23 protein-coding genes and 1 tRNA gene are annotated in these 25234 nt (G+C 67.6%); 12 read left to right on the top strand and 12 right to left on the bottom strand.

Translation table 11 applies throughout. From position 1 onward, the window contains the following. Positions 1-27: 27 nt before the first annotated feature. The 3 genes from LOK44_RS09085 to LOK44_RS09075 form a co-directional block, all read right to left on the bottom strand. A complete protein-coding gene (locus LOK44_RS09085; RefSeq protein WP_237569638.1) occupies positions 28-537 on the bottom strand; it encodes a hypothetical protein in 510 nt (169 codons plus the stop codon). Between the two features lie 176 nt (positions 538-713). After that, positions 714-787 (bottom strand) — tRNA-Leu (locus tag LOK44_RS09080). A 106-nt stretch (positions 788-893) separates the two neighbouring features. Next, positions 894-1355 carry a MarR family winged helix-turn-helix transcriptional regulator gene (locus LOK44_RS09075; RefSeq protein ID WP_237569637.1) on the bottom strand — a complete coding sequence of 154 codons (462 nt, stop codon included), beginning with the start codon at positions 1353-1355 and terminating at the stop codon, positions 894-896. A 109-nt stretch (positions 1356-1464) separates the two neighbouring features. Between LOK44_RS09075 and LOK44_RS09070 the strand changes: the two genes are divergently transcribed. Beyond that, positions 1465-2664, top strand: a complete 1200-nt coding sequence (locus LOK44_RS09070) for an FAD-dependent monooxygenase (RefSeq protein ID WP_237569636.1) — start codon at positions 1465-1467, stop codon at positions 2662-2664. A gap of 1 nt (position 2665) precedes the next feature. Here LOK44_RS09070 and LOK44_RS09065 read toward each other — a convergent pair whose 3' ends face one another. After that, complete coding sequence (locus tag LOK44_RS09065; RefSeq protein ID WP_237569635.1) at positions 2666-3826, bottom strand: hypothetical protein; 1161 nt, start codon at positions 3824-3826, stop codon at positions 2666-2668. Between the two features lie 87 nt (positions 3827-3913). Next, a complete protein-coding gene (locus tag LOK44_RS09060) occupies positions 3914-4291 on the bottom strand; it encodes a heme-binding protein (RefSeq protein WP_237569634.1) in 378 nt (125 codons plus the stop codon). A gap of 621 nt (positions 4292-4912) precedes the next feature. Between LOK44_RS09060 and LOK44_RS09050 the strand changes: the two genes are divergently transcribed. From LOK44_RS09050 to LOK44_RS09005, 10 genes are all read left to right on the top strand, one after another. After that, positions 4913-5473 (top strand): hypothetical protein, encoded by a 561-nt coding sequence (locus tag LOK44_RS09050; protein WP_237569633.1) that lies wholly within the window; start codon positions 4913-4915, stop codon positions 5471-5473. Then, positions 5474-6793: a Dyp-type peroxidase gene (locus tag LOK44_RS09045; protein WP_237569632.1), complete on the top strand. Its 1320-nt coding sequence runs from the start codon at positions 5474-5476 to the stop codon at positions 6791-6793. 3 nt (positions 6794-6796) lie between these two features. Next, positions 6797-7810, top strand: coding sequence for a hypothetical protein (locus LOK44_RS09040; RefSeq protein ID WP_237569631.1), 1014 nt, complete (start codon positions 6797-6799; stop codon positions 7808-7810). A 49-nt stretch (positions 7811-7859) separates the two neighbouring features. Beyond that, the gene (locus LOK44_RS09035; protein ID WP_237569630.1) at positions 7860-8669 is read left to right on the top strand and encodes a M15 family metallopeptidase; all 810 of its coding nucleotides are present in this window, start codon (positions 7860-7862) and stop codon (positions 8667-8669) included. A 194-nt stretch (positions 8670-8863) separates the two neighbouring features. After that, positions 8864-8953: a potassium-transporting ATPase subunit F gene (locus tag LOK44_RS09030; RefSeq protein WP_163923085.1), complete on the top strand. Its 90-nt coding sequence runs from the start codon at positions 8864-8866 to the stop codon at positions 8951-8953. After that, entirely contained in the window at positions 8954-10624 is a 1671-nt protein-coding gene (kdpA, locus tag LOK44_RS09025) for a potassium-transporting ATPase subunit KdpA (protein WP_237569629.1), read from the top strand. Between the two features lie 128 nt (positions 10625-10752). Continuing rightward, positions 10753-12810, top strand: coding sequence for a potassium-transporting ATPase subunit KdpB (gene kdpB, locus LOK44_RS09020; RefSeq protein WP_237569803.1), 2058 nt, complete (start codon positions 10753-10755; stop codon positions 12808-12810). A gap of 1 nt (position 12811) precedes the next feature. Then, positions 12812-13675 carry a potassium-transporting ATPase subunit C gene (locus LOK44_RS09015; RefSeq protein WP_237569628.1) on the top strand — a complete coding sequence of 288 codons (864 nt, stop codon included), beginning with the start codon at positions 12812-12814 and terminating at the stop codon, positions 13673-13675. Positions 13676-13739: 64 nt separating this feature from the next. After that, entirely contained in the window at positions 13740-16262 is a 2523-nt protein-coding gene (locus tag LOK44_RS09010; RefSeq protein WP_237569627.1) for a DUF4118 domain-containing protein, read from the top strand. Next, positions 16259-16939 carry a response regulator gene (locus LOK44_RS09005; protein ID WP_237569626.1) on the top strand — a complete coding sequence of 227 codons (681 nt, stop codon included), beginning with the start codon at positions 16259-16261 and terminating at the stop codon, positions 16937-16939. The genes LOK44_RS09010 and LOK44_RS09005 overlap by 4 nt, the downstream gene beginning before the upstream one ends. A 31-nt stretch (positions 16940-16970) precedes the next feature. Here LOK44_RS09005 and LOK44_RS09000 read toward each other — a convergent pair whose 3' ends face one another. From LOK44_RS09000 to LOK44_RS08990, 3 genes are all read right to left on the bottom strand, one after another. After that, entirely contained in the window at positions 16971-17843 is an 873-nt protein-coding gene (locus LOK44_RS09000; RefSeq protein WP_237569625.1) for a type IV toxin-antitoxin system AbiEi family antitoxin domain-containing protein, read from the bottom strand. Between the two features lie 96 nt (positions 17844-17939). Continuing rightward, positions 17940-18482 (bottom strand): TetR/AcrR family transcriptional regulator, encoded by a 543-nt coding sequence (locus LOK44_RS08995; protein ID WP_237569624.1) that lies wholly within the window; start codon positions 18480-18482, stop codon positions 17940-17942. 373 nt (positions 18483-18855) lie between these two features. Further along, positions 18856-19764 (bottom strand): alpha/beta fold hydrolase, encoded by a 909-nt coding sequence (locus LOK44_RS08990; RefSeq protein WP_237569623.1) that lies wholly within the window; start codon positions 19762-19764, stop codon positions 18856-18858. Positions 19765-19839: 75 nt separating this feature from the next. Here LOK44_RS08990 and LOK44_RS08985 point away from each other — a divergent pair, with 75 nt between their 5' ends. Then, complete coding sequence (locus LOK44_RS08985; protein WP_237569622.1) at positions 19840-21759, top strand: propionyl-CoA synthetase; 1920 nt, start codon at positions 19840-19842, stop codon at positions 21757-21759. Between the two features lie 12 nt (positions 21760-21771). On the opposite strand, the gene LOK44_RS08980 is transcribed toward LOK44_RS08985, so the two are convergent. Genes LOK44_RS08980 through eno form a run of 4 tightly spaced genes read right to left on the bottom strand, consistent with a single transcriptional unit; the run spans position 21772 to position 25221 of the window. Continuing rightward, positions 21772-22710 carry a Ppx/GppA phosphatase family protein gene (locus LOK44_RS08980; protein WP_237569621.1) on the bottom strand — a complete coding sequence of 313 codons (939 nt, stop codon included), beginning with the start codon at positions 22708-22710 and terminating at the stop codon, positions 21772-21774. After that, positions 22707-23198 (bottom strand): DUF501 domain-containing protein, encoded by a 492-nt coding sequence (locus LOK44_RS08975; protein ID WP_163923059.1) that lies wholly within the window; start codon positions 23196-23198, stop codon positions 22707-22709. The genes LOK44_RS08980 and LOK44_RS08975 overlap by 4 nt, the downstream gene beginning before the upstream one ends. Then, positions 23191-23922: a septum formation initiator family protein gene (locus LOK44_RS08970; RefSeq protein WP_237569620.1), complete on the bottom strand. Its 732-nt coding sequence runs from the start codon at positions 23920-23922 to the stop codon at positions 23191-23193. The genes LOK44_RS08975 and LOK44_RS08970 overlap by 8 nt, the downstream gene beginning before the upstream one ends. Positions 23923-23931: 9 nt before the next feature. Next, positions 23932-25221: a phosphopyruvate hydratase gene (gene eno / locus LOK44_RS08965; RefSeq protein WP_237569619.1), complete on the bottom strand. Its 1290-nt coding sequence runs from the start codon at positions 25219-25221 to the stop codon at positions 23932-23934. Between the last annotated feature and the right edge of the window lie 13 nt (positions 25222-25234).

The following is a 25234-nucleotide window of genomic DNA, read 5'->3' as shown; positions in this document are numbered from 1 at the left end:
CGGCGTCGCGGCTTGTTCCCCACGGGATCAGCATTTCCATTCATCGACTGGTAGACCGAAGTAGTCGGTTAACTCGTTCGTCGGCTCCTGGAGCCACTGCCCGTCCTCGTACACCATTGTGCGGGACTTCTTTACGAGGCCGAGCACTCCAACGCGGACGATCGCCTTCGAGTCGCCTTCCATGCGTACGCCCTCGACTTGCAGGGTCATGCCGTCGCCTATACCAAGTTCTTCGACACACCGCTCGGCGAAGCGGACGTAGTCTTCTTGGCTGATCGCGTCGCGAAGCTGCTTGCTGTAGAGCAGCCATTGCCCTGCGAAGTCGCCGGATGAGTAGCGGTCAGCGTTTTCCTGCTCAGCTGCGGTCGCGGCTTCTAGCGTCTTCGGTTGTCCTTCTGGTTTTGTCGGTGCCGCTGGTGCCGTCGATGACGTGGCGGCGTCACTCTGGCTCCCGCTTGCGTTGTCGGTCGACGGGGAGCTGCTGCACCCGCCGAGCGCGAACATGAGAAAGGCAGCGAGTACGGCTCTGCTCAACATGCCGAGAGCCTAGACAACCCGCTGACGACAGTTCGCACCTTTGAGGCCACAACCGCGTTTGCTGGATGGCCCCTCCCCCGGCACTGACCCCCGCAGGGTTGCACACGCAGTGCACACGCGAACTCGCCTCGCGAGTGCGCCGCAGTCGTGATCGCGCGCTGAGCTGCGGCAATACGTGCCCCCAGTCGGACTCGAACCGACACTTGGCGGATTTTAAGTCCGCTGCCTCTGCCAATTGGGCTATGGGGGCGTTACTGGGAGGCGACGCTACCAACCCCGGCGCACCCGTCGCCGAGTGTCGCGTCGAGCAACGGTTTCCGGGCCAGACCGTGGCGGTAACCAACGTTCGGCGGAAACTAGTCACCGGCCCTCTCCAGCACCGCGGCCAACCCGTCGAGGTACGCGCACACCGCCTTCTGCTGCGAGGGCGTCAAGCCGTGGCCGACGTCGTCGAGGGCGCGAACCACCGGCGCCCACGTGTCGAAGAGCAGCTCGAGCGCATCAGGCAGCGCGCGTACCGTCACCCTCCGTCGATCACGGTCGTCACGCACCCGTTCGACGTAACCGCTGGCCTCTAAACGATCGAGCAGCACGGTCACCGACGCTGACCGCAAGCCCAGCCGGCGGCCCAGTTCGGTGGGGCCGAGCGGCCCGTGCAGGTCGAGCAGCCGAAGCGCCTGCATGTCCGTGGCGTTGATCCCCATCGTCCTGGCCTGGCGCCGCTGCATGTCGTCATGAGCAGCGAGGAACGTCCGCAGGGACAGCATGGGCTCGCTCAAGCCGGCCAGCCAGTGGCCCGACTCGTCTCGCTCGTGCACGACGTCACCTCCCGGTCACAACTCTCTCAGTCGACGTGTATTACGTTAATCTAGCTACCCAGTCGAGAAATGCGAACACGCCACGTTCGCCGAAAGGACACCGACGCGCGTGACTCGCCATGCCGTGATCTCCGGGGCCGGCATCGCCGGACCCGCCCTCGCCCATCAACTCGCCGGGCGAGGCTGGCGAACCACCGTCGTCGAACGCTTCCCCGAGCGTCGCGACGAGGGCCAGAACGTCGACGTTCGTGGCGCCGCGCGCGAGGTCGTGCGCCGGATGGGCATCGACGGCGACGTTCGCAAGGCGGGCACCGGCGAGATCGGGATGCGCTTCCTCGACGAGAACGGCGTACCGAAGGCCTCCTTCCCTCTCGGTGCACCTGGCGAGACAGACGGTCCCACTGCCGAATTGGAGATCCTCCGAGGCGAGCTGTCGCGCATCCTCATCGATCACACCCGCGCGGCCACCGACTACCGCTTCAGCACCGAGATCGCGGACGTCACCCACCACGGGAACCGCGTGACCGTCGACCTGAACGACGGAACCACACTCGACGCCGACCTCGTCGTGATCGCCGAAGGGCTGCGCTCACGCTCGCGCCGGTACGTCACGACCGCCGACGTCAACGATCTCGGGATGTACTTCGCGTACGTCACCATCCCCCGTCTGCCGGACGACGATCAGTGGTGGAACTGGCAGCACGTCCCAGGCTCGCGCGCGGTGCACACCCGTCCGGACAACCTCGGGACCATCCGAGCGCTGCTGACGTTCATCTCCGACGTGCGCGGCCTGGAGACACTCGGCCTCGCCGATCAGGTGACCATCCTGCAGCGGACGTTCGCCGACGTCGGCGGCGCGGCACCGCGCATACTCGCAGCACTCGACAACGGTGCGCCGCTGTACTTCTCGTCCGTCGGGCAGGTGAGCACGACGACGTGGAGCAACGGGCGCATCGCCCTGCTCGGCGACTCCGCCTTCTGCAATGCGACCTTCGGCGGCGTGGGCACCAGCATGGCGCTGATTGGCGCGTACGTCCTCGCCGGTGAGTTGTCCCGCGACGACGACGTCCACGCCGCCCTCACGCGATACGAGGGCTTCATGCGCTCGAAGATCGTCGACTTCACCCCACCCATTCAAATGAAGACGCTCCGACGTGCCAGCCCACAGACCCGCGCCGGCATCCGACTGCTGCACAACGGCGCTCGAGTGATGACGAGTCCTGCCGGCAAGACAGTGATGAACGTGTTCGGGAAGCGGTTCAGCAGGGTGTCAGTCGACGGCGTTCAGCTACCCGACTACCCCGGCTGACCTATTCGTCGCCCGAGTCCGACTCCCCCGCATCGTCATTGGCCGACCCCGTGTCGTTCTTCGGCGTGGCGTCCTTGGGCTGCTCGTCCTTGGGCTCGGCGTCCTTCGGCTCCGTACCCGTGACCCCGGAGTCCTTCGTCCCGGCGTCCTCGGCTTCCTTCTCGACGTCGACGTCGCCGAGGCCCTTGGACTCGTCGTCGGACGGGGTGGTCCCGGTCGGCTCCTGCGGCGCCTCGGGAACTTCCGGAACGACAGGAGTTTCGACCTCCTCGCTCACGGGCGGCGTGACGACCGGGTCCTCGGCGACCACTGGCGCCGTCTCGACGAGCGGTTCGGCTACCAGGGTGTCGCCGCCCGCGTCCTGCGCCCCTCCGGCGAGGCTGACGGTCGTGTCGGTGGAGAGGGTGCGCAACGCCGAGACGTCGGACACGGCCGCGGTCTCGAACGGAGATGGCGGTGGCGGTGTCGCCAAGGCCGTCGCGATACCGAACTGCGCCGCTTCGATGCCGTCGACGATGGCCACGGCGCCCTCGCCGAGCGCCACGAAGAAGTTCCTGGTCCCCTCCACGGCTGCATCGATGATGTTGCCGAGGTTGAAGGTGAGGACCGCGCTGATGAGGTTCTGCGTGCCGACGATGAGGGACGTCGTCACGACGTTGCCTGCAGCCAGGAACCCGTTGGCGAGGTCGATCCATGCCCTCGGCACTGCGGCTTCGAGCGCCGTCTGAACCGCATAGAACTTCTGGTTGCGCCAGATCAGCGAATCCAGCAGCGGTTGCCCGACGGCCACGACCGAATCCCTGATGGCGGTCGTGATGGTGTCGAACGCGCCGACGAAGTTCAAGGCCAGGACTTCCTGAATGACCTCGACCGTGACCCCCGGGATCGCCAGCAGCGAATCCACCGCACCTACGCCGGCCTTGCCCAGCCCGGCTAGGTACACGGCCCAGTTCGCCGCCCAGTTGCGAATCTGTTGCCGGACGATCGGCAGCGTCAAGATGTACGGCACCTCGAACGCAGTGAGTTCGAATTGGGTCGAGGCGGCCACTGCCGCTGTCCGCGCTTGCACCGAAAGTGCCTGCGGCGCCACCGGCGAAATGGGTGCCAACGCAATGGCGCCCCCGCCGACCAACGCCACACCCGTGGTGAACCACGGCCTCATCGAAGTCTCCATGCCAATCCCCACGTCATCGAATAGGTCAGATCAAGATCACACTAAACCGCTGCAACCAATCTTGAGGCGAAACCACTACCCCATCGGCATCTCTGGCATGGGTACGTTGCAGCGATTGCGGAAGTCGGCGGCGGCCTGTCGGACCCCCCGCAATTCGTCACTCACCCGCGGGTTTGCCTGGAAGTACGCCTCGATCTCGGTGCGCATCTGGTCCCGCGGCATCCCCTTGAGGCCGGTGAAGAATGCGTTGACATCGGGGTGAGTGAACAGATATGTCGACGTGCCGGCCGACACCCCGGACATCACACCGGCCAAGTCGGCAGCCGTGCAGTTGGGCGGATCCGCGGCAGCGGGAGCTGTGGTACCTACGAGAATCGCCCCGGCGACGACACCGACGGCAATCGTGTTCTTGAGTAACATTTTTCGAACTCCTCTTCGATTCAGTAGCGACATGTCATGGGTTCTCAACGTGGACCAATGCCACCACCGCCACCACCGCCACCACCGCCACCGGGACGACCTGGACGACCTGGATCCCAGATCACGTCGACATCCCATCCGTCGTCGCAGTACCAGGGATCGGCACAGTAGGACGGGTATGCGGGGCCGGCCAAGGGTGGCGTCGGGCCCCCACCACGAACGGTCCCCTGTCCGCACACCGTCGAGTTGCCGGCTTGCACGCAATCGGCCATGGCGTGTGGTGTGACGACGACGCTGATGGGTAAGAGCGCAAGGGCAGCCAAACCTACTCCGAGGCAACGCTTGACCAGTAGTGCCACTGTTCCTCCTGGACTAGTCGGCCCACCGAAGTCGACAATCCGCAGACACGATCGAACCGCGTACGCAAAACGGTAGTCCGCATCGACCTGAGTGGGGCCGACTACGACGAATTCATGATCGCTACGGCGTACGTTGATTGCGTCGGCAACCAAAAATGCTTGCAGTGGTGCGGTATTAGGCACGCAAACGACGATGGTCCAGGCAGCCGGTCGGCAGCGTCCTCGTCCAATCGCGATTCTGCCGTCTGCGGCGGTGTTACCGTCCGCCTATTCCGTCCTTCAGGAGGGCCGACACATGGTTGCCAACTCGAACGACTGGAGCCGCCCAGCCGCGATGTCCATTCCGCCAGAGGGGTACTTCGAACTGGAGCGCGGTCGGTACGGCCCCACGTATCCGAGAACCCCTGCCTGTCACGGTTTCTCGATCATCGCGAAGGTGAAGGAGGGCCGCGAGGAGATCGTCCGTGCGTATGGCAAGACGATCGAGGAGACCATCGCCGCCAGCCCCGACGCTCTGGCTCCGCTGCGATTGCACTACCTACGGTGGATTCTGTTCGACGTCGGATCCGGCCTGCACTTCCAGTACCAGGGGATCTTCGACACCGATTTCGACAAGTACACCGAAGACGCGGTTCAACTGTTCAGCGCCACGGGAATCACGACCGTCTTCACCAATCTGGAGGGCTTCCCCGAGGACTGGAAGGAGAACCCCGACGCGTTCATCGAGTTCGTCCGGGATCACCAGGTCCCGAGCTTCCTCGAATACGGCGAATACCCATATGTGACGGCCGACGAGATCAAGAAGGCGCTGCGGCTGAAGGCAGCCTTCTCCGACATGCTGGATCAGATGCAATAGATGCTCGAACTCGACGACATTCAGCACATCCTGCTGACTCGAACGCCCGCGATCACCGGACGGTACGAATTCCTGACGTTCGATACGCCGACCGGCGGTAGAGCGTGGCTGACGGCGCTGGCCGATCTGGTGCAGTCAGCCGACGACGCGACGGCCACGATGGACGAATCCGAGCGTTGGGTCACGCTGGCGTTCACGTGGAACGGCCTGCGCGCGCTGGGAGTGCCAGAGGATTCGCTCGCAACGTTTCCCGCCGCGTTCCGCGAGGGCATGCCGTCGCGGGCGAGCATCCTCGGCGACGTCGGTCCGAATGCGCCGGAGAAATGGGTGGGTGGCCTCGCGGGGGACGACTTGCATGCGATTGCAATCCTGTTCTCTCGCAGCGACGAGCAGTGCGTTCGATCCATCGCCGCGCACGACGAGTTGCTGGCGCGCACTGACGGCGTGCGCAGCCTCTCGCATCTCGACCTCAACGCGACACCGCCGTTCAACTACGCCCACGACCACTTCGGCTTCCGGGACCGACTGTCGCAACCGGTGATGAAGGGCAGTGGCGAGGAGCCCACGCCTGGATCCGGCGCGGCACTCGAGCCAGGGGAGTTCATTCTTGGCTATCCCGACGAGAACGGCCCGGTCGCCGACCTACCGGAGCCCTCGGTGTTGTCGCGAAACGGAAGCTACATGGCTTATCGGCAGCTTCGGGAACACGTTTCGGTCTTCAGGGACTATCTCCGCGAACACTCCGAGACTCCGGACGACGAGGATTTGCTCGCGGCGAAGTTCATGGGCAGGTGGCGCAGCGGCGCCCCGCTGGTGCTGGCTCCGGACGCCGATGACCCGGAACTCGGTGCGGACCCGATGCGCAACAACGACTTCAACTACGAGAAGATGGATCCGCACGGGTATGCCTGCCCGCTGGGCTCGCATGCCCGGCGGCTCAACCCGCGCGACACCGCGCACTACATGAACCGTCGCCGCATGATCCGTCGCGGCGCCACCTACGGACCCGCCCTGCCCGAAGGGGCACCCGACGACGGCGAGGATCGCGGCATCGCCGCCTTCATCATCTGCGCCGACCTGATTCGTCAGTTCGAGTTCGCCCAGAACGTGTGGATCAACGACGAGTCGTTTCACGAACTCGGAAACGAGCACGACCCCATAGGCGGCATGCAAGACGAGACCATGGACTTCACCGTCCCGAAACGCCCGATTCGGAAGGTCTACAAGGGCATTCCTGCCTTCACGACGCTGCGCGGCGGAGCATACTTCTTCCTGCCAGGCTTGTCGGCGATTCGCTACCTCTGTGCGCTCGGGGACTGATCCATGACCCCGACGCCGGCACGAACCTACAACCAGGCGCACGTCGCCCGCCGACACGACGGCCGTCGACGAATCAGCATCTACTGGACGTGGAGCTACCCGTGGGAGGCGCAGCGAGACCCGGCCTCGATGGAGAACCGGTTCTCCACCATCACCGAGGTCCGCAACGTCGCGTGGCCAGCCTACGAGACACCGGAATACGACTCGGCGACGTTCCTGCAAGGCATCGCGGGGACGCTGGAACTCTTCCACCGCTCGACACTCGACTTTCAGGCCGTCGCCGAAGCGGTCACCGGCCATTCGGTGGCGGTGTTCCAACGCATCGACCAAGCCGGCTACCGGCAGCCGATCGACGAGCGAATATTGGCCGACACCGACACCCTCATGGTGTTCGGGCTCGACCATCTCCTCGGCGAGCAGGATGCCAGCCCCGACGAGATCGCCGCCATCAACCAGTGGCTGGAACGGGAAGGGACCTGCCTGCTGCTGGCGCCGCACCACGACGTCGGCTTCACCGACGACTACGCGCAGCGGCAGGTCGAATACGAACACCATGGCGATCGTCTGGTCCCTCGCCAACAACGCTTCAGCGCGTACACCCGATCGCTGATGAAGGCGCTCGACGTACCGGTGCACAACACGTGGGGATTGCGGCCCGCAGTGGCCGAGGCCACACGGGAGATTGCACCGCTCAACGCCATCCGAGACCTCGACGAACCACACCTGCTCGACGACGTCACGACATTCAACTTCCATCCGCACCTACCGCACTACGAACTTCTCGAACCCGAGGGATCGCGTCTCCACGTTCTGGGCCGCCAACGGGTCGACCCTCACCGTCCGCACCCGTTCACCGACGCGGGCAACACGGAGTTCAACGCGTTGATCTGGATGCCTCCGAGCGACCGGCGATCCGGCGACGTCGTACTCGTCGACTCGACGCACTTCACCACGTTGTTCGGCGGCACCGACAGTCTGCGGAATCTCTGGAGGAACCTCGCCACGATGTCGATGTGACCTCCCTCGTTCCCCGAGCGATCCCGCGTCCGCCGTGATAGAGACAGACATGGTCAGCCTTCCGAATGCCCGCGTCCTGGCCCGGTCGCTCTGCGCCGCAGTGCTCGCCGTGGCCCTCGCCGTGCCGATGCCCGCCGCCAACGCGGAACCGCAACCCGTCGCGCCAGCGGACTTCGTCGCGCTCGAAGACGTCGACCCCACGATTCTGCAGGACATCCGTTACGTCACACCGCACAACTTCACCGGCGACCCCGTTGACGGCTACGAGGCGCCGCTGTGTCTGCTGACCCGCGACACCGCCGAAGCCCTCCGCCGCGCACAGCAGGAATTCCTCGCCGACGGCTACACGCTGAAGGTGTACGACTGCTACCGCCCCCAGCGCGCCGTCAACGACTTCGTCGCCTGGGCAAGGGACTTGGACGACCAGCGCATGAAATCCGAGTTCTACCCCCGGGTCGACAAGTCGACGCTGTTCCGGGACGGCTACATCGCCGAGCAGTCCGGTCACAGCCGGGGCAGCACCGTGGACCTCACCATCGTCGCGCTTCCCGCAGAGCCGACGCGGGCCTACGTCCCCGGCGAGCCCCTGGTCGACTGTGCCGCGCCACGGGCCGAACGCTTCCCCGACAACGGCGTCGACACCGGGACCGGCTACGACTGCTTCGACACCCTGTCGCACACGCTCGACCCTCGGATCCAAGGCGACCAGCTGAAGAACAGACTGCTGCTCAAGGACGGCCTCGAGAAGCAGGGCCTGGAGAACTACGAGAACGAGTGGTGGCACTTCACCTACAAGCCGGAGACCTTCCCCGAGACGTACTTCGACTTCCCGGTCACCCGCAACAGCCTCACCAACTGACCGCCTGGCGTGACGGCGCCCACAGCGGCGCAAGGACGGCGTAAAGGACTGCTCGGCAGGCGTCAAGAAAGCGTCAACGCGGCCGGTTGACCTGCGTAGCGGTCGTAATTTCAGCGCATGGCCGTTCTTGCATTCGTCGTGCTGACCATCGCGGTATTCGTGGTGCTCGGCGTCATCCAGAGGGCTCTGGAGTCATGAGCCTCGCCAACGCCGTAGGACTCGTCCTCGCCGTCCTAGTGGCATCGTTCATGGTTGCCGCCCTGCTGTTCCCCGAGAGGTTCTAGGTGTCTCCCACGACCGCGGGGATCCTGTTCCTCGCCTCCCTGATCCTCGCGCTGGCCGCCGTCCACGTACCGCTCGGCAACTACATGCACCGGGTCTACACCTCCGACCAGCACACTCGCGTCGAACGCATCCTCTACCGCGCCATCGGCGCCGACCCGCGGGCCGAGCAGGGTTGGGGCGCCTACGCCCGCAGCGTGCTCGCGTTCTCGGCCGTCAGCGTTCTCGGCCTATTCCTCTTCCAGCTCGTGCAGGGCAAGCTGCCTCTGCACCTGCACGATCCGGCCACCGAGATGACTCCCGCGCTGGCGTGGAACACTGCCGTCAGCTTCGTCACCAACACCAATTGGCAGGCGTACTCAGGTGAGTCGACGCAGGGCCACCTGGTGCAGATGGCCGGGCTCACGGTGCAGAACTTCGTCTCCGCCGCCGTCGGCATGGCCGTGGCGATCGCCTTGGTCCGCGGCTTCGCCCGGCGCCGCAGCAATGAGTTGGGCAACTTCTGGGTCGACCTGGTGCGCGGAGCCATCCGCATCCTGCTGCCGCTCGCGGCGATCAGCGCCGTCGTGCTGATCGCCGGCGGCGTCATCCAGAACTTCGCCCTGCACACCCAGGTCGTCGAGACGCTTGCCGGCGGACAGCAGACCATCCCGGGCGGACCCGTGGCCAGCCAGGAGGCGATCAAGGAACTCGGCACCAACGGCGGCGGCTTCTTCAACGTCAACTCGGCACACCCGTTCGAGAACCCGACGGCGTGGACCAACTGGGTGGAGATCTTCCTGCTGTCGGTGATCGCGTTCAGCCTGCCGCGCACGTTCGGCCGCATGGTCGGCAGCACCAAGCAGGGACTGGCCATCGTGGCCGTCATGGGTCTCATTGCCACGGTGAGCATCTCGCTCACGATGTTCTTCCAGATCCGGGCGCACGGTACCGTGCCCACCGCGGTCGGAGCGGCGATGGAGGGCGTCGAGCAACGCTTCGGCGTGGCGGACTCCGCGGTGTTCGCCAGCGCCACCACGCTGACGTCGACCGGTGCGGTGGACTCGTTCCACGACTCGTACACCAGCCTCGGCGGCCTGATGACGATGTTCAACATGCAGCTCGGCGAGATCGCCCCTGGCGGTGTCGGTTCCGGCTTGGCCGGCATGTTGATCCTCGCGGTCATCACCGTGTTCGTCGCCGGGCTGATGGTCGGGCGCACGCCCGAGTACCTCGGCAAGAAGATCACCGCGCGCGAGATCAAGCTGGCAGCAGCCTATTTCCTCGTCACCCCGCTGATCGTGCTGACCGGCACCGCCGTCGCCATGGCGATGCCCGGCCAGCGAGCGAGCATGCTCAACACCGGTCCGCACGGCCTGTCGGAGGTCCTATACGCCTTCACGTCCGCGGCGAACAACAACGGCTCGGCGTTCGCGGGCATCTCGGTCAACACCGTCTGGTACGACACCGCGCTCGGCCTGGCGATGCTGTTCGGTCGCTTCCTCCCGATCATCCTCGTCCTCGCCCTGGCCGGATCGCTGGCAGCACAAGGCAGTACGCCCGAGTCCGTCGGCACGCTGCCCACCCACCGGCCGCAGTTCGTCGGAATGGTGACCGGGGTGACGCTCATCCTCGTCGCGCTCACCTTCCTCCCGATGCTCGCGCTCGGACCCCTCGCCGAAGGAATCCACTAACCATGACCACGTCCCCCTCGTCCTCCGTCGTCGACCGTGACGCCAGCGGCCCCCCGAACGTCGAACGTGACGCTGGAGACACGCCGTCGTCCACGCAGCGCGTGCAGGGCGGCCTCCTCGACCCCCGCATGCTGTGGAAGTCGCTGCCCGACGCGCTACGCAAGTGCGACCCGCGCACGCTGTGGCGCAATCCCGTCATGTTCATCGTTGAGGTGGGCGCTGTCTGGAGCACCGTGCTCGCCGCCATGGAGCCGACGTGGTTCGGCTGGTTCGTCGTGTTCTGGCTCTGGCTGACGGTCGTCTTCGCCAACCTGGCCGAGGCCGTCGCCGAGGGCCGCGGCAAGGCCCAGGCCGACTCGCTGCGCAAGACCAAGGCCGACACCATGGCCCGCCGCCTCACCGGGTGGACGCCGAGCACCCCGGGCACGGTCGAGGAGATCGCCGCTCCCCTGCTGGCTCAGGGTGACGTCGTGGTCGTCGAAGCCGGCGAGGTGATACCCGGTGACGGTGACGTGCTCGAAGGCATTGCGTCGGTGGACGAATCGGCCATTACCGGCGAATCTGCCCCGGTGATCCGCGAATCCGGCGGCGACCGGTCCGCCGTCACGGGCGGCACCACCGTCCTCAGCGATCGCATCGTCGTGAAGATCACCCAGAAGCCCGGCGACAGCTTCATCGACCGCATGATCGCCCTCGTCGAGGGCGCCAACCGGCAGAAGACGCCCAACGAGATCGCACTGAACATCCTGCTCGCCGCGTTGACGCTGATCTTCGTGTTCGCCGTCGCGACCCTGCAGCCGCTCGCGATCTACTCGAAGGCCAACAATCCCGGCGTCCCGGACAGCCTGGCACTCACCGGCGATGGCATCAGCGGCATCGTGATGGTCGCGCTGCTCGTCTGTCTTATTCCCACCACCATCGGTGCGCTACTGAGCGCGATCGGCATCGCAGGCATGGACCGGCTCGTGCAACGCAACGTCCTCGCCATGTCCGGCCGTGCCGTCGAGGCGGCCGGCGACGTCAACGTATTGCTTCTCGACAAGACCGGCACCATCACGCTGGGCAACCGGCAGGCGGCCGACTTCATCCCGCTCGACGGCGTCACACCCGACGAGTTCGCCGACGCCGCACAGCTGTCCAGCCTCGCCGACGAGACCCCCGAGGGCCGCTCGATCGTGGTGTTCGCCAAGGCGGAGTACGGCTTACGTGGCAGAACCACCGGCGAACTCGACGACGCGCAATGGGTCGAGTTCACCGCCGCCACCCGGATGTCGGGCGTCGACGTCGGCGGTCACAGTCTGCGCAAGGGTGCCGCCGCATCGGTCGCCGAGTGGGTGCGCAGCCAGGGCGGCACGGTGCCCGAGGAACTCGGTGCCGTCGTCGACCGGGTATCCGGCTCCGGTGGGACTCCGTTGGTGGTGGGCGAGGTGCGCGACGGCCGCGCCCGCGCGCTTGGCGTCATCCACCTCAAGGACGTCGTCAAGCAGGGCATGCGGGAGCGGTTCGACGAGATGCGCAGCATGGGCATCCGCACCGTCATGATCACCGGCGACAATCAGCTGACCGCCAAGGCCATCGCCGACGAGGCGGGCGTCGACGACTTCCTCGCCGAGGCGACACCCGAGGACAAGTTGGCCCTGATCAAGCGCGAACAGGAGGGCGGCAAGCTCGTCGCGATGACCGGCGACGGCACCAACGACGCCCCGGCACTCGCGCAGGCCGACGTCGGCGTCGCGATGAACACCGGCACGTCGGCCGCCAAGGAGGCCGGCAACATGGTCGATCTGGACTCGGACCCGACGAAGCTCATCGAGATCGTCGAGATCGGCAAGCAGCTCTTGATCACCCGCGGGGCGCTGACCACGTTCTCGATCGCCAACGACATCGCGAAGTACTTCGCGATCATCCCGGCGCTGTTCGTGACGCTCTTCCCCGGCCTCGACGTGCTGAACGTGATGCGCCTGCACAGCCCGCAGTCGGCGATCCTGTCCGCGGTCGTCTTCAACGCGCTCGTCATCATCGCGCTGATCCCACTGTCGCTGCGCGGAGTGCGCTACACCCCTAGCAGTGCCTCGAAGTTGTTGAGCCGCAACCTCTTGGTGTACGGACTCGGCGGCATCGTCGCGCCGTTCGTCGGCATCAAGCTCATCGACCTGCTGATCCAACTCTTCCCAGGGATGTCCTGACATGTCATTGACCAACCTCTTCCGTCAACACTGGGCCGCACTGCGCGCGCTGCTGGTGTTCACCGTCATCCTCGGCGCCGCCTACCCCGCGGCCATCTGGCTGATCGCGCTACTGCCCGGACTCGACGACAAGGCTCGGGGCTCCGTCATCGATGCCGACGGCAAGCCGGTCGGCAGCAGCCTGATCGGCCAGCAGTTCACCGACGCCGACGGCGCTGCGCTACCGCAGTACTTCCAGAGCCGACCGTCGGCGGCGGGCGACGGGTACGACCCGATGGCCACCAGCGCGAGCAACCTCGGGCCGGAGAGCATCGTCGACGCGCCGGACAAGCCGAGCCTGCTGACGCTGGTGTGCAGCCGCAGCCGGGACGTCGGGAGTGCCACCGGGGTCGACGGCGCCCGGCCGTACTGCACCGGCGACGGCGCGGGTGCGGTGCTGTCGGTCATCGGGCCGCGCGACGCGTCCGGACGGGTGGCCCGCCCCACCCGCGTGGTCAGCGTCAACGAACCGTGCGACACCACGCGCACGCCGTTCCTCGACTCCTACGAGGGCGTACGCGTCGAGTGCGCCAAGACCGGCGAGGACTACGCCGTCGGCCAGCTGGTGCCGATCCGGGGTGCGGCACCAGCCGACCCCGCGGTGCCCGCAGACGCCGTCACCGCGAGCGGCAGCGGCCTCGATCCGCACATCTCGCCCGCCTACGCGGCATTGCAGGTGGACCGGGTGGCCCGCGCCCGCGGCATCGACCCCGGCCTGGTGCGTGCCGTGGTCGCCGAGCACACCGATGGCCGTGCGCTGGGGTTCATGGGCGAGCCGGGGGTCAACGTGCTGGAGACGAACCTCGCCCTGGACCGGCTTGGGTGAGTAGCTTGCGGATCACCCCATGCGGCACGGGTGAGTAGCTTGCGGATCACTCCGTGCGGCACGGGTGGATGATGGGCAGGTGAGCAGCGCATCGTCGAACCCGGGAAGGCGAGGTGAACTGCGCGTCTACCTGGGCGCGGCGCCAGGCGTGGGCAAGACGTACGCCATGCTCGGCGAGGCGCACCGCAGGCTGGAACGCGGAACCGACGTGGTCGCTGCGGTCGTCGAGACCCACGGCCGCCGCAAGACCGCGGAACTGCTCGACGGCATCGAGGTCGTCCCGCCGCGCGTCGTCCGCTACCGCGGCTCGGAGTTCACCGAGTTGGACGTCGACGCCGTGCTGCGCCGCAACCCGCAAGTGGTGCTCGTCGACGAACTCGCGCACACCAACACCCCGGGCAGCCGAAATGCCAAGCGCTGGCAGGACGTCGACGAACTACTCGACGCGGGCATCACCGTCGTCTCCACGGTCAACGTGCAGCACCTGGAGAGCCTCAACGACGTCGTCGCTCAGATCACCGGCATCGCGCAGCAGGAGACCGTCCCCGACGAGGTGGTCCGCCGCGCCGATCAAGTCGAGCTGGTCGACATCGCGCCTGAGGCGTTGCAGCGCAGACTCTCTCACGGCAACGTCTACGCCCCCGAGCGCATCGACGCCGCACTGAGCAACTACTTCCGGCGCGGCAACCTCACCGCCCTGCGTGAACTGGCCCTGCTGTGGCTGGCCGACCAGGTCGACGCCGCACTAGCCAAGTACCGCGCCGACAACCACATCACCGACACGTGGGAGGCCCGTGAGCGCGTCGTCGTCGCGGTGACCGGCGGGCCGGAGTCGGAGACGTTGGTGCGGCGCGCCTTTCGCATCGCGTCGAAGTCGAGCGCCGAGCTGATGGTGGTGCACGTCGTGCGGGGTGACGGCCTGTCCGGCGTGTCGGCCCCGCAGATGGGCCGGGTGCGCGACGTCGCGACGAGCCTGGGCGCGACGGTGCACACCGTGGTGGGCGACGACGTCGCAACGGCGCTGCTGGACTTCGCCCGCGAGCGCAACGCTACCCAGCTCGTGCTTGGCATCTCCCGCAGGTCACGGTGGGCCCGCATCATCGACGAGGGCATCGGCTCGGCCGTCGTGCGCGACTCGGGCAAGATCGACGTCCACATGGTCACGCACGACGAGGCCAACCCCGGTTGGGCGTGGTCGAGCGTCACCGCGGGCCAACGACATCTGGCGTCCTGGCTGGCCGCAGTCGCGGTGCCGTCGGCGATCTGCGCGGTGACCGTGCTGCTGCTGGACCGCTTCCTCGGCATCGGCGGCGAGAGCGCGATGTTCTTCGTCGGCGTACTCGTCGTGGCGCTGCTCGGCGGCGTGGCACCCGCAGCGCTGTCGGCGGTGTTCTCGGGCCTGCTGCTGAACTACTTCCTCGTCGAGCCCCGGTTCACGTTCACGATCTCGGCACCCGACAGTGCGATCACCATCATCGTGCTGCTGGCCGTCGCGGTGGCGGTCGCGGCACTCGTCGACGGCGCGGCGAGCCGGGCGCGGGAGGCCCGCCGCGCGTCGCGGGAAGCCGAACTGCTGGCGCTGTTCGCGGGTTCGGTGCTGCGTGGCGCCGACCTGTCCGCGCTGCTCGAGCGGGTCCGCGAGACCTACTCCCAACGTGCAGTCAGCCTGGTGCGCGAACCCGCAGGCGTCATCGCGTGCGTCGGCGATGAGCCGTGCGTCGACGTCGACACCGCCGACACCGCGATCGAAGTCGGTGACGACGAGTTCTGGATGTTGTTGGCGGGCAGGAGTCTGCCTGCCCGCGACCGCCGCGTCCTGGGTGCGGTCGCGAGGCAGGCGGCCGGGCTGGTGCGCCAGCGCGAGCTGACCGAGGAGGCCGGAAGGGCGGAGGCCATCGCGCGGGCCGACGAGTTGCGCCGCTCCCTGCTGTCAGCCGTCAGCCACGATCTCCGTACCCCGTTGGCCGCGGCCAAGGCTGCGGTGTCGAGCCTGCGCGCCGAGGACGTCGGCTTCTCGCCCGAGGACACCGCCGAACTGCTCGCCACGGTCGAGGAATCGGTGGATCAGCTGACGGCCCTGGTCGGCAACCTCCTCGACTCCTCGCGGCTCGCGACAGGTGTCGTACGACCCGAACTGCGCGAGGTCTTCCTCGACGAGGTCGTGCACCGGGCGATCGTCGCGATGCCCCGCGGCTCGACCGGCATGGGACGGATCAAGGTCGACGTCGGCGACGCCGCCGTGCTGGCCGACGGCGGCCTGCTGGAACGCGTGCTGGTCAACGTCATCGACAACGCACTGCGCTATGCCCCCGCCGGATTGGTGCGGGTGAACGCGGGACGGGTCGGCGACCGGGTGCTGATCAACGTCGTCGACGAGGGACCAGGCGTCGCACGCGGCGCGGAGGACTCGCTGTTCGCGCCGTTCCAGCGCCTGGGCGACACCGACAACACGACCGGTGTGGGTTTGGGCCTCTCCGTCGCGCGGGGCTTCGTCGAGGCGATGGGCGGCAGCATCGCGGCCAACGACACACCGGGCGGCGGGCTCACCGTGGTGCTGGACCTGGCCGCGGCGGAGGACCAGCGATGACGCGGGTCCTGGTCATCGACGACGAGCCGCAGATCCTGCGCGCGCTGCGCATCAACCTGTCGGTGCGGGGTTACGAGGTGCACACGGCGGCAACGGGTCTCGAGGCGTTGACGGTGGCTGCCGAACACAAGCCCGACGTGGTGGTGCTCGACCTCGGCCTGCCCGACATGTCGGGTATCGAGGTGCTCGAGGGTCTGCGCGGGTGGCTGACCGCGCCGGTGATCGTGCTGTCGGCGCGAACCGATTCGTCGGACAAGGTCGAGGCTCTCGACGCCGGCGCCGACGACTACGTGACGAAGCCCTTCGGGATGGACGAGTTTCTGGCCCGGCTGCGGGCGGCCGTGCGGCGCGGGGCGACGTCCGTCGACACCGACCAGCCGGTGGTCGAAACTGCCTCCTTCACAGTCGATCTCGCCGCGAAGAAGGTCACCCGCGGCGGGGTCGACGTCCACCTCACGCCGACCGAGTGGGGCATGCTGGAGATGCTGGTGCGCCACCGCGGCAAACTGGTCGGCCGCGACGAGCTGCTCAAGGAGGTGTGGGGGCCCGCGTATGCGAAGGAAACCCATTACCTGCGCGTCTATCTCGCACAATTGAGGCGCAAACTCGAGGACGACCCGTCGCACCCCAAGCACCTGCTGACCGAAGCCGGCATGGGCTACCGCTTCCAACAGTGATTCGTGGAGTATTTCCTGCGCTGGTCGCAGGTTATCCGCCACGTATCGCTCGGGTGATCTCGCTGAGCACGCGCTCTGGGTACTCGGTCAGGTCGAGCCAGGTGAATCGCAGCAGCTGGTAGCCCGCCAGCGCTATCGCGTTCTGCTTGGTGCGATCGCGCTGAAACGTATCGGAGTCGGTATGGAAGGCGAAGCCGTCGACCTCGATCGCGACCTTCGCCCCGTGAAACACGACGTCCACCTCGTAGCCGGCGATTCGTCGATTCGCCTGCCAGCCCGTGATGCCCGCGGCCCGCAGCAATCGCGACAGCAGCCGCTCGGCCTCCGACCGCGTGCCATCCTCGGCGGCCTGCAACAGCCGGCGTGCGCGAGGTGACCCGTGCCGACCCTTGTTCCGTAAATGAGCGCGCCACAGCTGGGCGAGATCGGCATGGTGGCGCTGCAGCGCGTGGTCCAGCAGTGGCGCACCGCCACCCTGGCGGCTTGCTGCCTCGACGACGGTGAGGGGCGTCGCCGTCACCCGCAATCCGCGTCGCTCCACGAGATCGGCCGGCGCAAGGTCGCGTCGACGCAGCCGCGTGCCGGGCCGGTGCACCCGCCGACGCCCGCGCGCCACGGTGACCTCGACGATCTGCGGCGCGAAGTTGGTCAGGCCCAGCCACCATGCGGCGGCCAGACCGCTCGCAGCCGCGTCACTGCCGTAGCCCAACACCCCGACGCGCACCCTCGCGGCGTCGGAGAACTGCCTGTCCTCGACGAAGAACACGCCGGGAGTGCAGCGGCGCCAGTGACCCGTTCGCACGCGTCGCTCGACGGCGTATGCGCTGACGCCGATGCTCTGTGCCTGGGCGAGCGTGATGACGCCGTCGTGGTCGCGAAGGTGTTCGTCGAGTAGTGGAGACACGCCTATTAGACGCGCGCGGCCCTCAAACGGCTCCCACCATCCGCAGTCGTGGAACATTTCCTGCGCTCAGCGCGGGAGATGTTCCACGAATCGCAACTACATGAGGCGTTTCGCCATCTCGACCAGGGGTTCGTAGAGGTCGAGCACGGCCTGGGGATCGTCCTCGATCAGGGCGTTGGTGACCATGGTGGAGATCGACGCGACCAGGGCCCGGCACATGAAGAGGTCCTGGTCGGATCTGGCGTCGAAGATCGTCGCCACGCCGTCGACGAACTGCTGCTGCAACTCCAGGCGCTTGGCCATGGCCTCCGGCCCGGCGGTGTACACGCCGACCAGGTACAGGCGGGACAGACCCGGATCGGCCGACATCACCGAGAGGTAGTTGCGGAGCAGCGCCCCGAAACGCCGGATCGCCGGCCCGTTGGCCGGAGCATCCAGCATCGCCTCGATCACCGCGCCCTGCCGCCGCCCATAACTGGCCAGGAAGCAGTCCTGCTTGCTGGTGAACAACTCGTAGAAGGTCTGCCGGGACACCGCGGCGACCTTGATGATGTCCGCAACGCTGGTGTCGCCGTAGCCCTTCGCACCCATCGCGCTCTCCAGGCCCTCGAAGATGCGTTCGCGCTGGTGAGACCGCACCTCGTCGCGAGTGAGGTGCTGCCGCCCTGGTCGAAGTCTCTTACCGTCCATGTCTGGGTGAGCAAGTCTCGAGGATGTGGATGTCGAACTCAAGCGAAGATCATAGGCACGATTCCGTCGGCGATGGGATTTCGCGCGCACGACCTCGTCATAGGACAGCCGTTCGTTTTGCGATACATAGACATCGGTGTTTATATGATGGGCGTACCGCGCGGTAGTGAAGCAGCCAGCTACTCGAAGGGGCCGGTGTCGTCGTAACCGTCCGAGGCGGCAGGAAACTGCCGCCCCCGGAGGTGCGATCGGACGGGTCCGGCTGAGGGGATTGGATCCGTCCCCGGCACCGCCCCGCGGTAACGCTCACACGCTTCGAGCGTCAGCCCGCCGCCGTCTCCTCGGCCAGCGCGATTAGCTTCGCGCGCACCAGATCCGGCCGCTCGTCGGTGATGAAGTGCCCGCCGTCGACCGCCTCGAACGTGTAGTCGTCGGCGTTGGCCGTCTCCGCCGCCGCCATCGACGGGTGGATTGCGGTGTCCGACAGCCCGAACAGCGCGCGGATCGGCACCGTGGCCCGCCGGGATTCCGGACGGCGTGCCCCGGCGGGGAGTTCGTGCAGCAGGAACGTCCGGTAGGTGTCGCGCGCGGTGCGTGCCACCACCGGATCTCGGAATCGCTCGGTGTAGGTGCGCACCACGTCGGCGGGCATCCCCTTGGCCGCCGTCCCGAACACCAGCTTCCGCAGGTAGTTGGTGCGCCGCTGCAGCGGAACGCCGATCGACGCGACGAACGGCTGGTACATCAGGAAACGCCACAGGTGCGGGGCCACGGACCGGGTCGTCTGCCACGGGTGAGCGATGTTCAGCGCAAGATAGCCGTCGACGCGGTCGGGTGCCGCCAGCGTGACCAGGTGTCCGACGTAGCCGCCCCAGTCGTGGCCGACTAGCAGGAAGTTCGTCAGGCCCAGGGCGTCGGCCAGCCCCAGGACGTCGGCGGCCACCTCCTCCTTGACCCACTGGTGCGGGGCAGGCCCCGACCACCCGTAGCCCGGCAGGTCGGGCGCGATGATCCGCAACCCTGGCGGCGGGTCGGCCAGCAGATCCCGGTACGCCCAATGGTGTTGTGGCCAGCCGTGCAGGGCGATGACGGGCCTGCCGTCGGCGGGACCCGCCTCGGTGACGTGGAAGCGCACACCCCGCGCTTCGACGAACGACCTGCGCACACCTGCGATCGGAGGTGGCTCGGTGTTGGCTGACCCCGGGTTGTTCAACGTCGTGTCAGTAGCCATGCCTTGGAACTATAGGGAACTCTCGAACGCACCGACAGGCCCCGTCGCCACCGCCCGGCGCGCTACCGTGCCGGTATGGCCGGCGCACGCGGATACCAGGAAGTCTTCCAAGCCAGCATCGACGACCCGGAGGCGTTCTGGGCTGAGGCGGCGCGTTCGGTGACCTGGACCCGCCCCCCGACGCGCATCATCGACGACTCCAATCCGCCCCTGTACCGCTGGTTCCCCGACGCCGAACTGAACACCTGCGCGAACGCGCTCGACCGTCACGTCGAGCCCGGCGGGCAGGAGCGCAGCGACTCGGGACAGGTCTGGGGCGGCCGCGGCGAGCAGGCAGCCCTGATCTACGACTCCCCCGTGACCGGCACCAAGCGCACCTACACCTATCGCGAACTCCTCGACGAGACTGCGCGATTCGCCTGGGTACTGCGCAGCCTGGGGGTCGAGAAGGGGGACCGCGTCGTCGTCTACATGCCGATGATCCCCGAGACCGTCATCGCGATGCTGGCCTGCGCCCGCCTCGGCGCCATCCACTCCGTCGTCTTCGGCGGGTTCGCCGCGCACGAACTGGCTGCCCGCATCGACGACGCCCGGCCTGCGGTGCTGGTGACGGCGTCGTGTGGCATCGAACCGACCCGCACTGTCGACTACAAGATGATCGTCGACGGCGCGTTGCACCTCGCCGAGCACGACACCCCGGCCTGCGTCGTCCTCCAGCGCGAGCAGCACCCGTGCCATCTGACGCCGGGCCGCGACGTGTCGTGGACCGATGTCATGGCCGACGCGGAACCCGTCGATCCCGTGCCCGTCGCCGCCACCGACCCGCTCTACGTGCTGTACACCTCGGGCACCACCGGAAAGCCCAAGGGCATCGTGCGCGACAACGGCGGACACGCCGTCGCGCTGCTGTGGACCATGCGCAACGTCTACGACACCCAACCCGGCGACGTGTACTGGGCCGCCTCCGACGTCGGCTGGGTGGTCGGCCACTCCTACATCGTCTACGGGCCACTGCTGCTCGGAGCGACGACGGTGCTGTACGAAGGCAAACCGGTCGGCACCCCGGACGCAGGGGCATTCTGGCGGGTCGCCGCCGAGTACGGTGTGAAGACGCTGTTCAGCGCACCGACGGCGATGCGTGCCATCAAGAAGGACGACCCCGACGCGAAACACGTTGCCGACTACGACCTCTCGAAGCTGCGCTACCTGTTCCAAGCCGGCGAGCGACTCGACCCCGGCACTTATCAGTGGGCCGACGAGAAGCTCGGCATCCCCGTCATCGATCACTGGTGGCAGACCGAGACGGGCTGGTCCATCGCCGCCGCGCCGATGGGCATCGAGCAGATGCCGATCAAGCCCGGGTCGGCCACCGTCCCGATGCCGGGCTACGACGTCCGGGTCCTGCGTCCCGACGGCACGGAATGCGAACCGGGCGAGGAGGGTTCGATCTGCGTGAAGCTGCCGCTACCGCCCGGAACGCTGCCGACCCTGTGGGGCGACGACGACCGCTACGTCGCCTCGTACCTCAAGGCGTTCCCCGGCTACTACCTGTCCGGTGACGGTGGCTACGTCGACGAGGACGGCTACCTGTTCGTCATGGGCCGCACCGACGACGTCATCAACGTTGCCGGACATCGGCTTTCGACCGGTTCCATCGAAGCCGTGCTCGCTACGCATCCGGCCGTGGCGGAATGCGCGGTGATCGGCGCGGCCGACGAACTCAAGGGCCAGGTGCCGCGCGGTTTCGTCGTGCTCAAGTCCGGAGCATCGGCCGACGGTCTGGCCGACGAACTGGTCCTTGCGGTGCGCGAGAACATCGGCGCGGTCGCGGCACTCAAGCGCGTCGACATCGTCCCGGCGCTTCCGAAGACCCGCTCGGGCAAGATCCTCCGCAAGACCATGCGCGGCATCGCCGACGGGCGCGACGAGCCGGTGCCGTCGACGATCGAGGATCCCGCAGTGCTCGATGCGCTGCGGCCGATCCTTCGATCCTGAACCGCCGCGGCGCTATTCGATCGACAGGGCGATGCCGTCGAGGATGTCGTGCTCGCTCACCACGAGTTCGGTGATGCCCGCGCGGCTGCGCAGTTCGCGTGCCAGTTCCTCTACGATGATGGCGCCGCCACCGATGACGTCAACGCGTCCCTCGTGCATCGGACCCAGCGCGGCACGCTGCCGGTAGGTCATCGCGATCAGGTCGCCGCAGACGCGCAGCAGGTCGTCGAAACCGACGCGGGACAGGTGGATTGCGTCCGAGTCGTAGGTCGTCATGCCGGCCGCCAGCGCCGCCAGCGTCGTCATCGTCCCGGCCACGCCGACCCAGGTCCGCGCGCCCTCCACCGGAACCACCCGCAGTGCCTGCAGCAGTCCCTCGCGCGCGACCGCGCGCGCATCGGCGATCTCCTCGGCCGTCGGGGGGTCACTGTGCAGACACCGCTCCCGCAGCCGCACGCAGCCGATGTCGGCCGAGAAGCTCGCGGTCACCCCGGCCCGTCCGCCAGTAACCACCTCGGTCGAACCGCCACCGAGGTCGACGACCACGAATGGCCCTGCGGAGTCGTCCAATTCGCCGACGGCACCTCGGAACGACAATGCCGCCTCCTCGGATCCGCTGATGACCTCGGCCACCGCACCCGGCACCACCGCGCCGAGCACCTCGGACGTCATGGCGAAGAAGTCGGCCCGGTTGCCTGCATCGCGCGCCGCCGACGTCGCGACCATCCGCACCTTCGACACGTGGTACTCCCGCATCAGTTCGGCGTAGTCCTCGAGCGCGGCGCGGGTGCGAATCAGTGCCGCCGGAGCGAACTCGCCCGTGGCGTCGACGCCCTCGCCGAGCCGGACGATCCGCATCTCGCGGTGCACGTCGCGCAGACCATTCCCATCGACGTCGGCGATCAACAGGCGGATCGAGTTGGTGCCGCAGTCCACAGCAGCCACCCTCATGTCCAGCTCCCTCGTTCGAGTATGCCCGCCATCGCCGGTTCGGCGCTGAGTATCGCCAGCGCCTCGTCGCCAAAGGGGTTGACGCCCCGGCCCTTTGCCAAGGAGTGCGCCATCACCACGTGCAGGCACTTGACCCGATCGGGCATGCCGCCGCCCGAGAACGTCGTGCCAAGCGGCTCGATCGCATCGCGTTCGGCGAGGTACGACTCGTGCGCCCGGCGATAGGCCTGCGCCAGCTCCTGGTCGGTCGCCAGCCGTTCGGTCATCTCCCGCATCAGACCCGACGACTCGAGCCTGCTCGCCGCTGCGGTCAGCGCCGGATGCGTGAGGTAGTACAGCGTGGGAAACGGTGTGCCGTCGGGCAGTCGCGGCGCGGTCTTCACCACGCCCGGTTCGCCGTTGGGGCAGCGGTACGCGATCGCGAGCACGCCGCGCGGCTCGCGCCCCAGCTGCCTGGCGACCGCCTCGAGGTCGGCCGGCTCAACCACCGGGTACCGGGCCAGGCGGGGCGTCGGGCGGGGGCGGCGACACACCGGGAACACCGGGCACGCCAGGGACACCTGGGGCGCCGGGCGCCGGCGGCGGACCGTGCGGCGCGTCGGCGATGGTGTGCCACAGCGACGTATACCAGGGCTGCCCACTGGGCACCGTCTCCGCGACCTCGCCCGGCACCGCTTCGGGTCCGACCGGTGTGGGCAGTTGTACCTGGTACGGGATGTCGCCCGGCATCACGAAGCCGAGGCGTTCGCGTGCCTGCGCCGCGATGAACACCGGGTCGGCCAGCTTGATCTTCTGCTGCTCGAGATCGGTGATCTGCGAACGCAACTGGGCCTCGGCGTCCTCGAGCTGCTTCATCTCGGCGCGTTGGGAGAAGTACGTCCGGACCGGGCCTGCGATGGTCAGCGTCAGCACGCACACCACCGCGGCCAGGATCGCGGCGCGGCGCGCAGCCGAACCCAACCGCTGCTCGGACTGCTGCTCGGCCGCCTCGGCGATCGACTGGCGGACCGGAACGACGACGATCTCGTCGTCGTCGACCGACTCGTCGTCGATGTCCGGGGTGGCGGCACGGGGCAGCGCGGGCCTCGGCTCCCGGCGCACCGGCGACGCGCCGCGGGGTCTGCCCTTGGCCGCCTCACCGGACTTGCCGCCCTTGCCCGGGCGCGACGCCGGAGAGCGCCGCCTCGGGTCGGGCCGCTTTGCGTCGGGCATGGTGAAAAGCTACTTGCTCTCCAGCCCGAAGCGCGGGAAGGCCAGGTCACCGGCGTAGCGGGCCGAGTCACCGAGGATCTCCTCGATGCGCAGCAGCTGGTTGTACTTGGCGACGCGCTCGCTGCGCGCGGGCGCACCGGTCTTGATCTGCCCGCTGCCGACCGCGACCGCGAGGTCGGCGATCGTGGTGTCCTCGGTCTCGCCGGAACGGTGGCTCATCATCGTCTTGTAGCCGCTGCTGTGCGCGAGCGTGACGGCGTCGAGGGTCTCGGTGAGCGTGCCGATCTGGTTGACCTTCACCAGCAGGGCGTTCGCGGCACCCTTCTCGATGCCCTCTTCGAGGCGCTCGGGGTTCGTCACGAACAGGTCGTCGCCGACGATCTGCACGCGATCGCCGATCGCGTTGGTCAGCGCCACCCAGCCGTCCCAGTCGTCCTCCGACAGCGGGTCCTCGATCGAGACCAGCGGGTAGGCGTCGATCAGCTCGGCGTAGAACTCGATCATCTGGGCGTCGGTGCGGGTTTCCTTCTCGAAGGCGTAACCCGTTCCGTCGGTGTAGAACTCGGTGGCCGCGACGTCCAGGGCCAGCGCGACGTCGGTGCCCAGCTTCAGGCCGGTGGCCTCGACGGCGACGGCGATCAGGTCCAGTGCAGCCTTCGTGCCCGCAACGTCGGGCGCGAAGCCACCCTCGTCGCCGAGGCCGGTCGCCAGACCCTGCTTCTTCAACACGGACTTCAGCGAGTGGTAGACCTCCGCGCCCCAGCGCAGCGACTCCTTGAACGTGGGCGCACCCATCGGGGCGACCATGAACTCCTGGACGTCGACGCCGGTGTCGGCATGCGCGCCGCCGTTGAGGATGTTCATCATCGGCACCGGCAGGATGTGCGCGTTGGGCCCGCCGAGGTAGCGGAACAGCGGCAGCCCGGCGGTCTCCGCGGCGGCCTTGGCGACGGCCAGCGAGACGCCGAGAATGGCGTTGGCGCCCAGGCGCGACTTGTCGGGCGTGCCGTCGAGGTCCAGCAGCGCCTGGTCGATCAGGCGCTGGTCGTCGGCGCTCTGGCCGATGATGGCGGGGGCGATCTCGTCGAGGACGGCGTTGACCGCCTTCTCGACGCCCTTGCCGCCGTACCGGTCACCGCCGTCGCGGAGTTCGACGGCCTCGTGTTCGCCGGTGGAGGCGCCCGAGGGCACCGCGGCGCGGGCGAACGTTCCGTCACTGAGCGCGATCTCGACCTCGACCGTGGGGTTGCCGCGGGAGTCGAGGATTTCGCGGGCTCCGACCTGCTCGATCATTGACACTGTCGCGCCGCCT

The organism is Mycolicibacterium lacusdiani (assembly GCF_021916785.1).
Classification (GTDB): Bacteria; Actinomycetota; Actinomycetes; order Mycobacteriales; family Mycobacteriaceae; genus Mycobacterium; species Mycobacterium lacusdiani.
This window is presented reverse-complemented; position numbering and strand designations above follow the sequence as displayed.

Bases quoted from the DNA above. Each gene is read 5' to 3' on its own strand.
- LOK44_RS09060 (WP_237569634.1), bottom strand. From the start codon at position 4,291: ATGTCGCTACTGAATCGAAGAGGAGTTCGAAAAATGTTACTCAAGAAC.
- LOK44_RS08985 (WP_237569622.1), top strand. From the start codon at position 19,840: ATGGCCGGCGCACGCGGATACCAGGAAGTCTTCCAAGCCAGCATCGAC.
- LOK44_RS09085 (WP_237569638.1), bottom strand. From the start codon at position 537: ATGTTGAGCAGAGCCGTACTCGCTGCCTTTCTCATGTTCGCGCTCGGC.
- LOK44_RS08990 (WP_237569623.1), bottom strand. From the start codon at position 19,764: ATGGCTACTGACACGACGTTGAACAACCCGGGGTCAGCCAACACCGAG.
- LOK44_RS09030 (WP_163923085.1), top strand. From the start codon at position 8,864: ATGAGCCTCGCCAACGCCGTAGGACTCGTCCTCGCCGTCCTAGTGGCA.
- LOK44_RS09045 (WP_237569632.1), top strand. From the start codon at position 5,474: ATGCTCGAACTCGACGACATTCAGCACATCCTGCTGACTCGAACGCCC.
- LOK44_RS08980 (WP_237569621.1), bottom strand. From the start codon at position 22,710: ATGAGGGTGGCTGCTGTGGACTGCGGCACCAACTCGATCCGCCTGTTG.
- LOK44_RS09015 (WP_237569628.1), top strand. From the start codon at position 12,812: ATGTCATTGACCAACCTCTTCCGTCAACACTGGGCCGCACTGCGCGCG.
- LOK44_RS08970 (WP_237569620.1), bottom strand. From the start codon at position 23,922: ATGCCCGACGCAAAGCGGCCCGACCCGAGGCGGCGCTCTCCGGCGTCG.
- LOK44_RS09005 (WP_237569626.1), top strand. From the start codon at position 16,259: ATGACGCGGGTCCTGGTCATCGACGACGAGCCGCAGATCCTGCGCGCG.
- LOK44_RS09065 (WP_237569635.1), bottom strand. From the start codon at position 3,826: ATGAGGCCGTGGTTCACCACGGGTGTGGCGTTGGTCGGCGGGGGCGCC.
- LOK44_RS09050 (WP_237569633.1), top strand. From the start codon at position 4,913: ATGGTTGCCAACTCGAACGACTGGAGCCGCCCAGCCGCGATGTCCATT.
- LOK44_RS09035 (WP_237569630.1), top strand. From the start codon at position 7,860: ATGGTCAGCCTTCCGAATGCCCGCGTCCTGGCCCGGTCGCTCTGCGCC.
- kdpB (WP_237569803.1), top strand. From the start codon at position 10,753: ATGCTGTGGAAGTCGCTGCCCGACGCGCTACGCAAGTGCGACCCGCGC.
- LOK44_RS09040 (WP_237569631.1), top strand. From the start codon at position 6,797: ATGACCCCGACGCCGGCACGAACCTACAACCAGGCGCACGTCGCCCGC.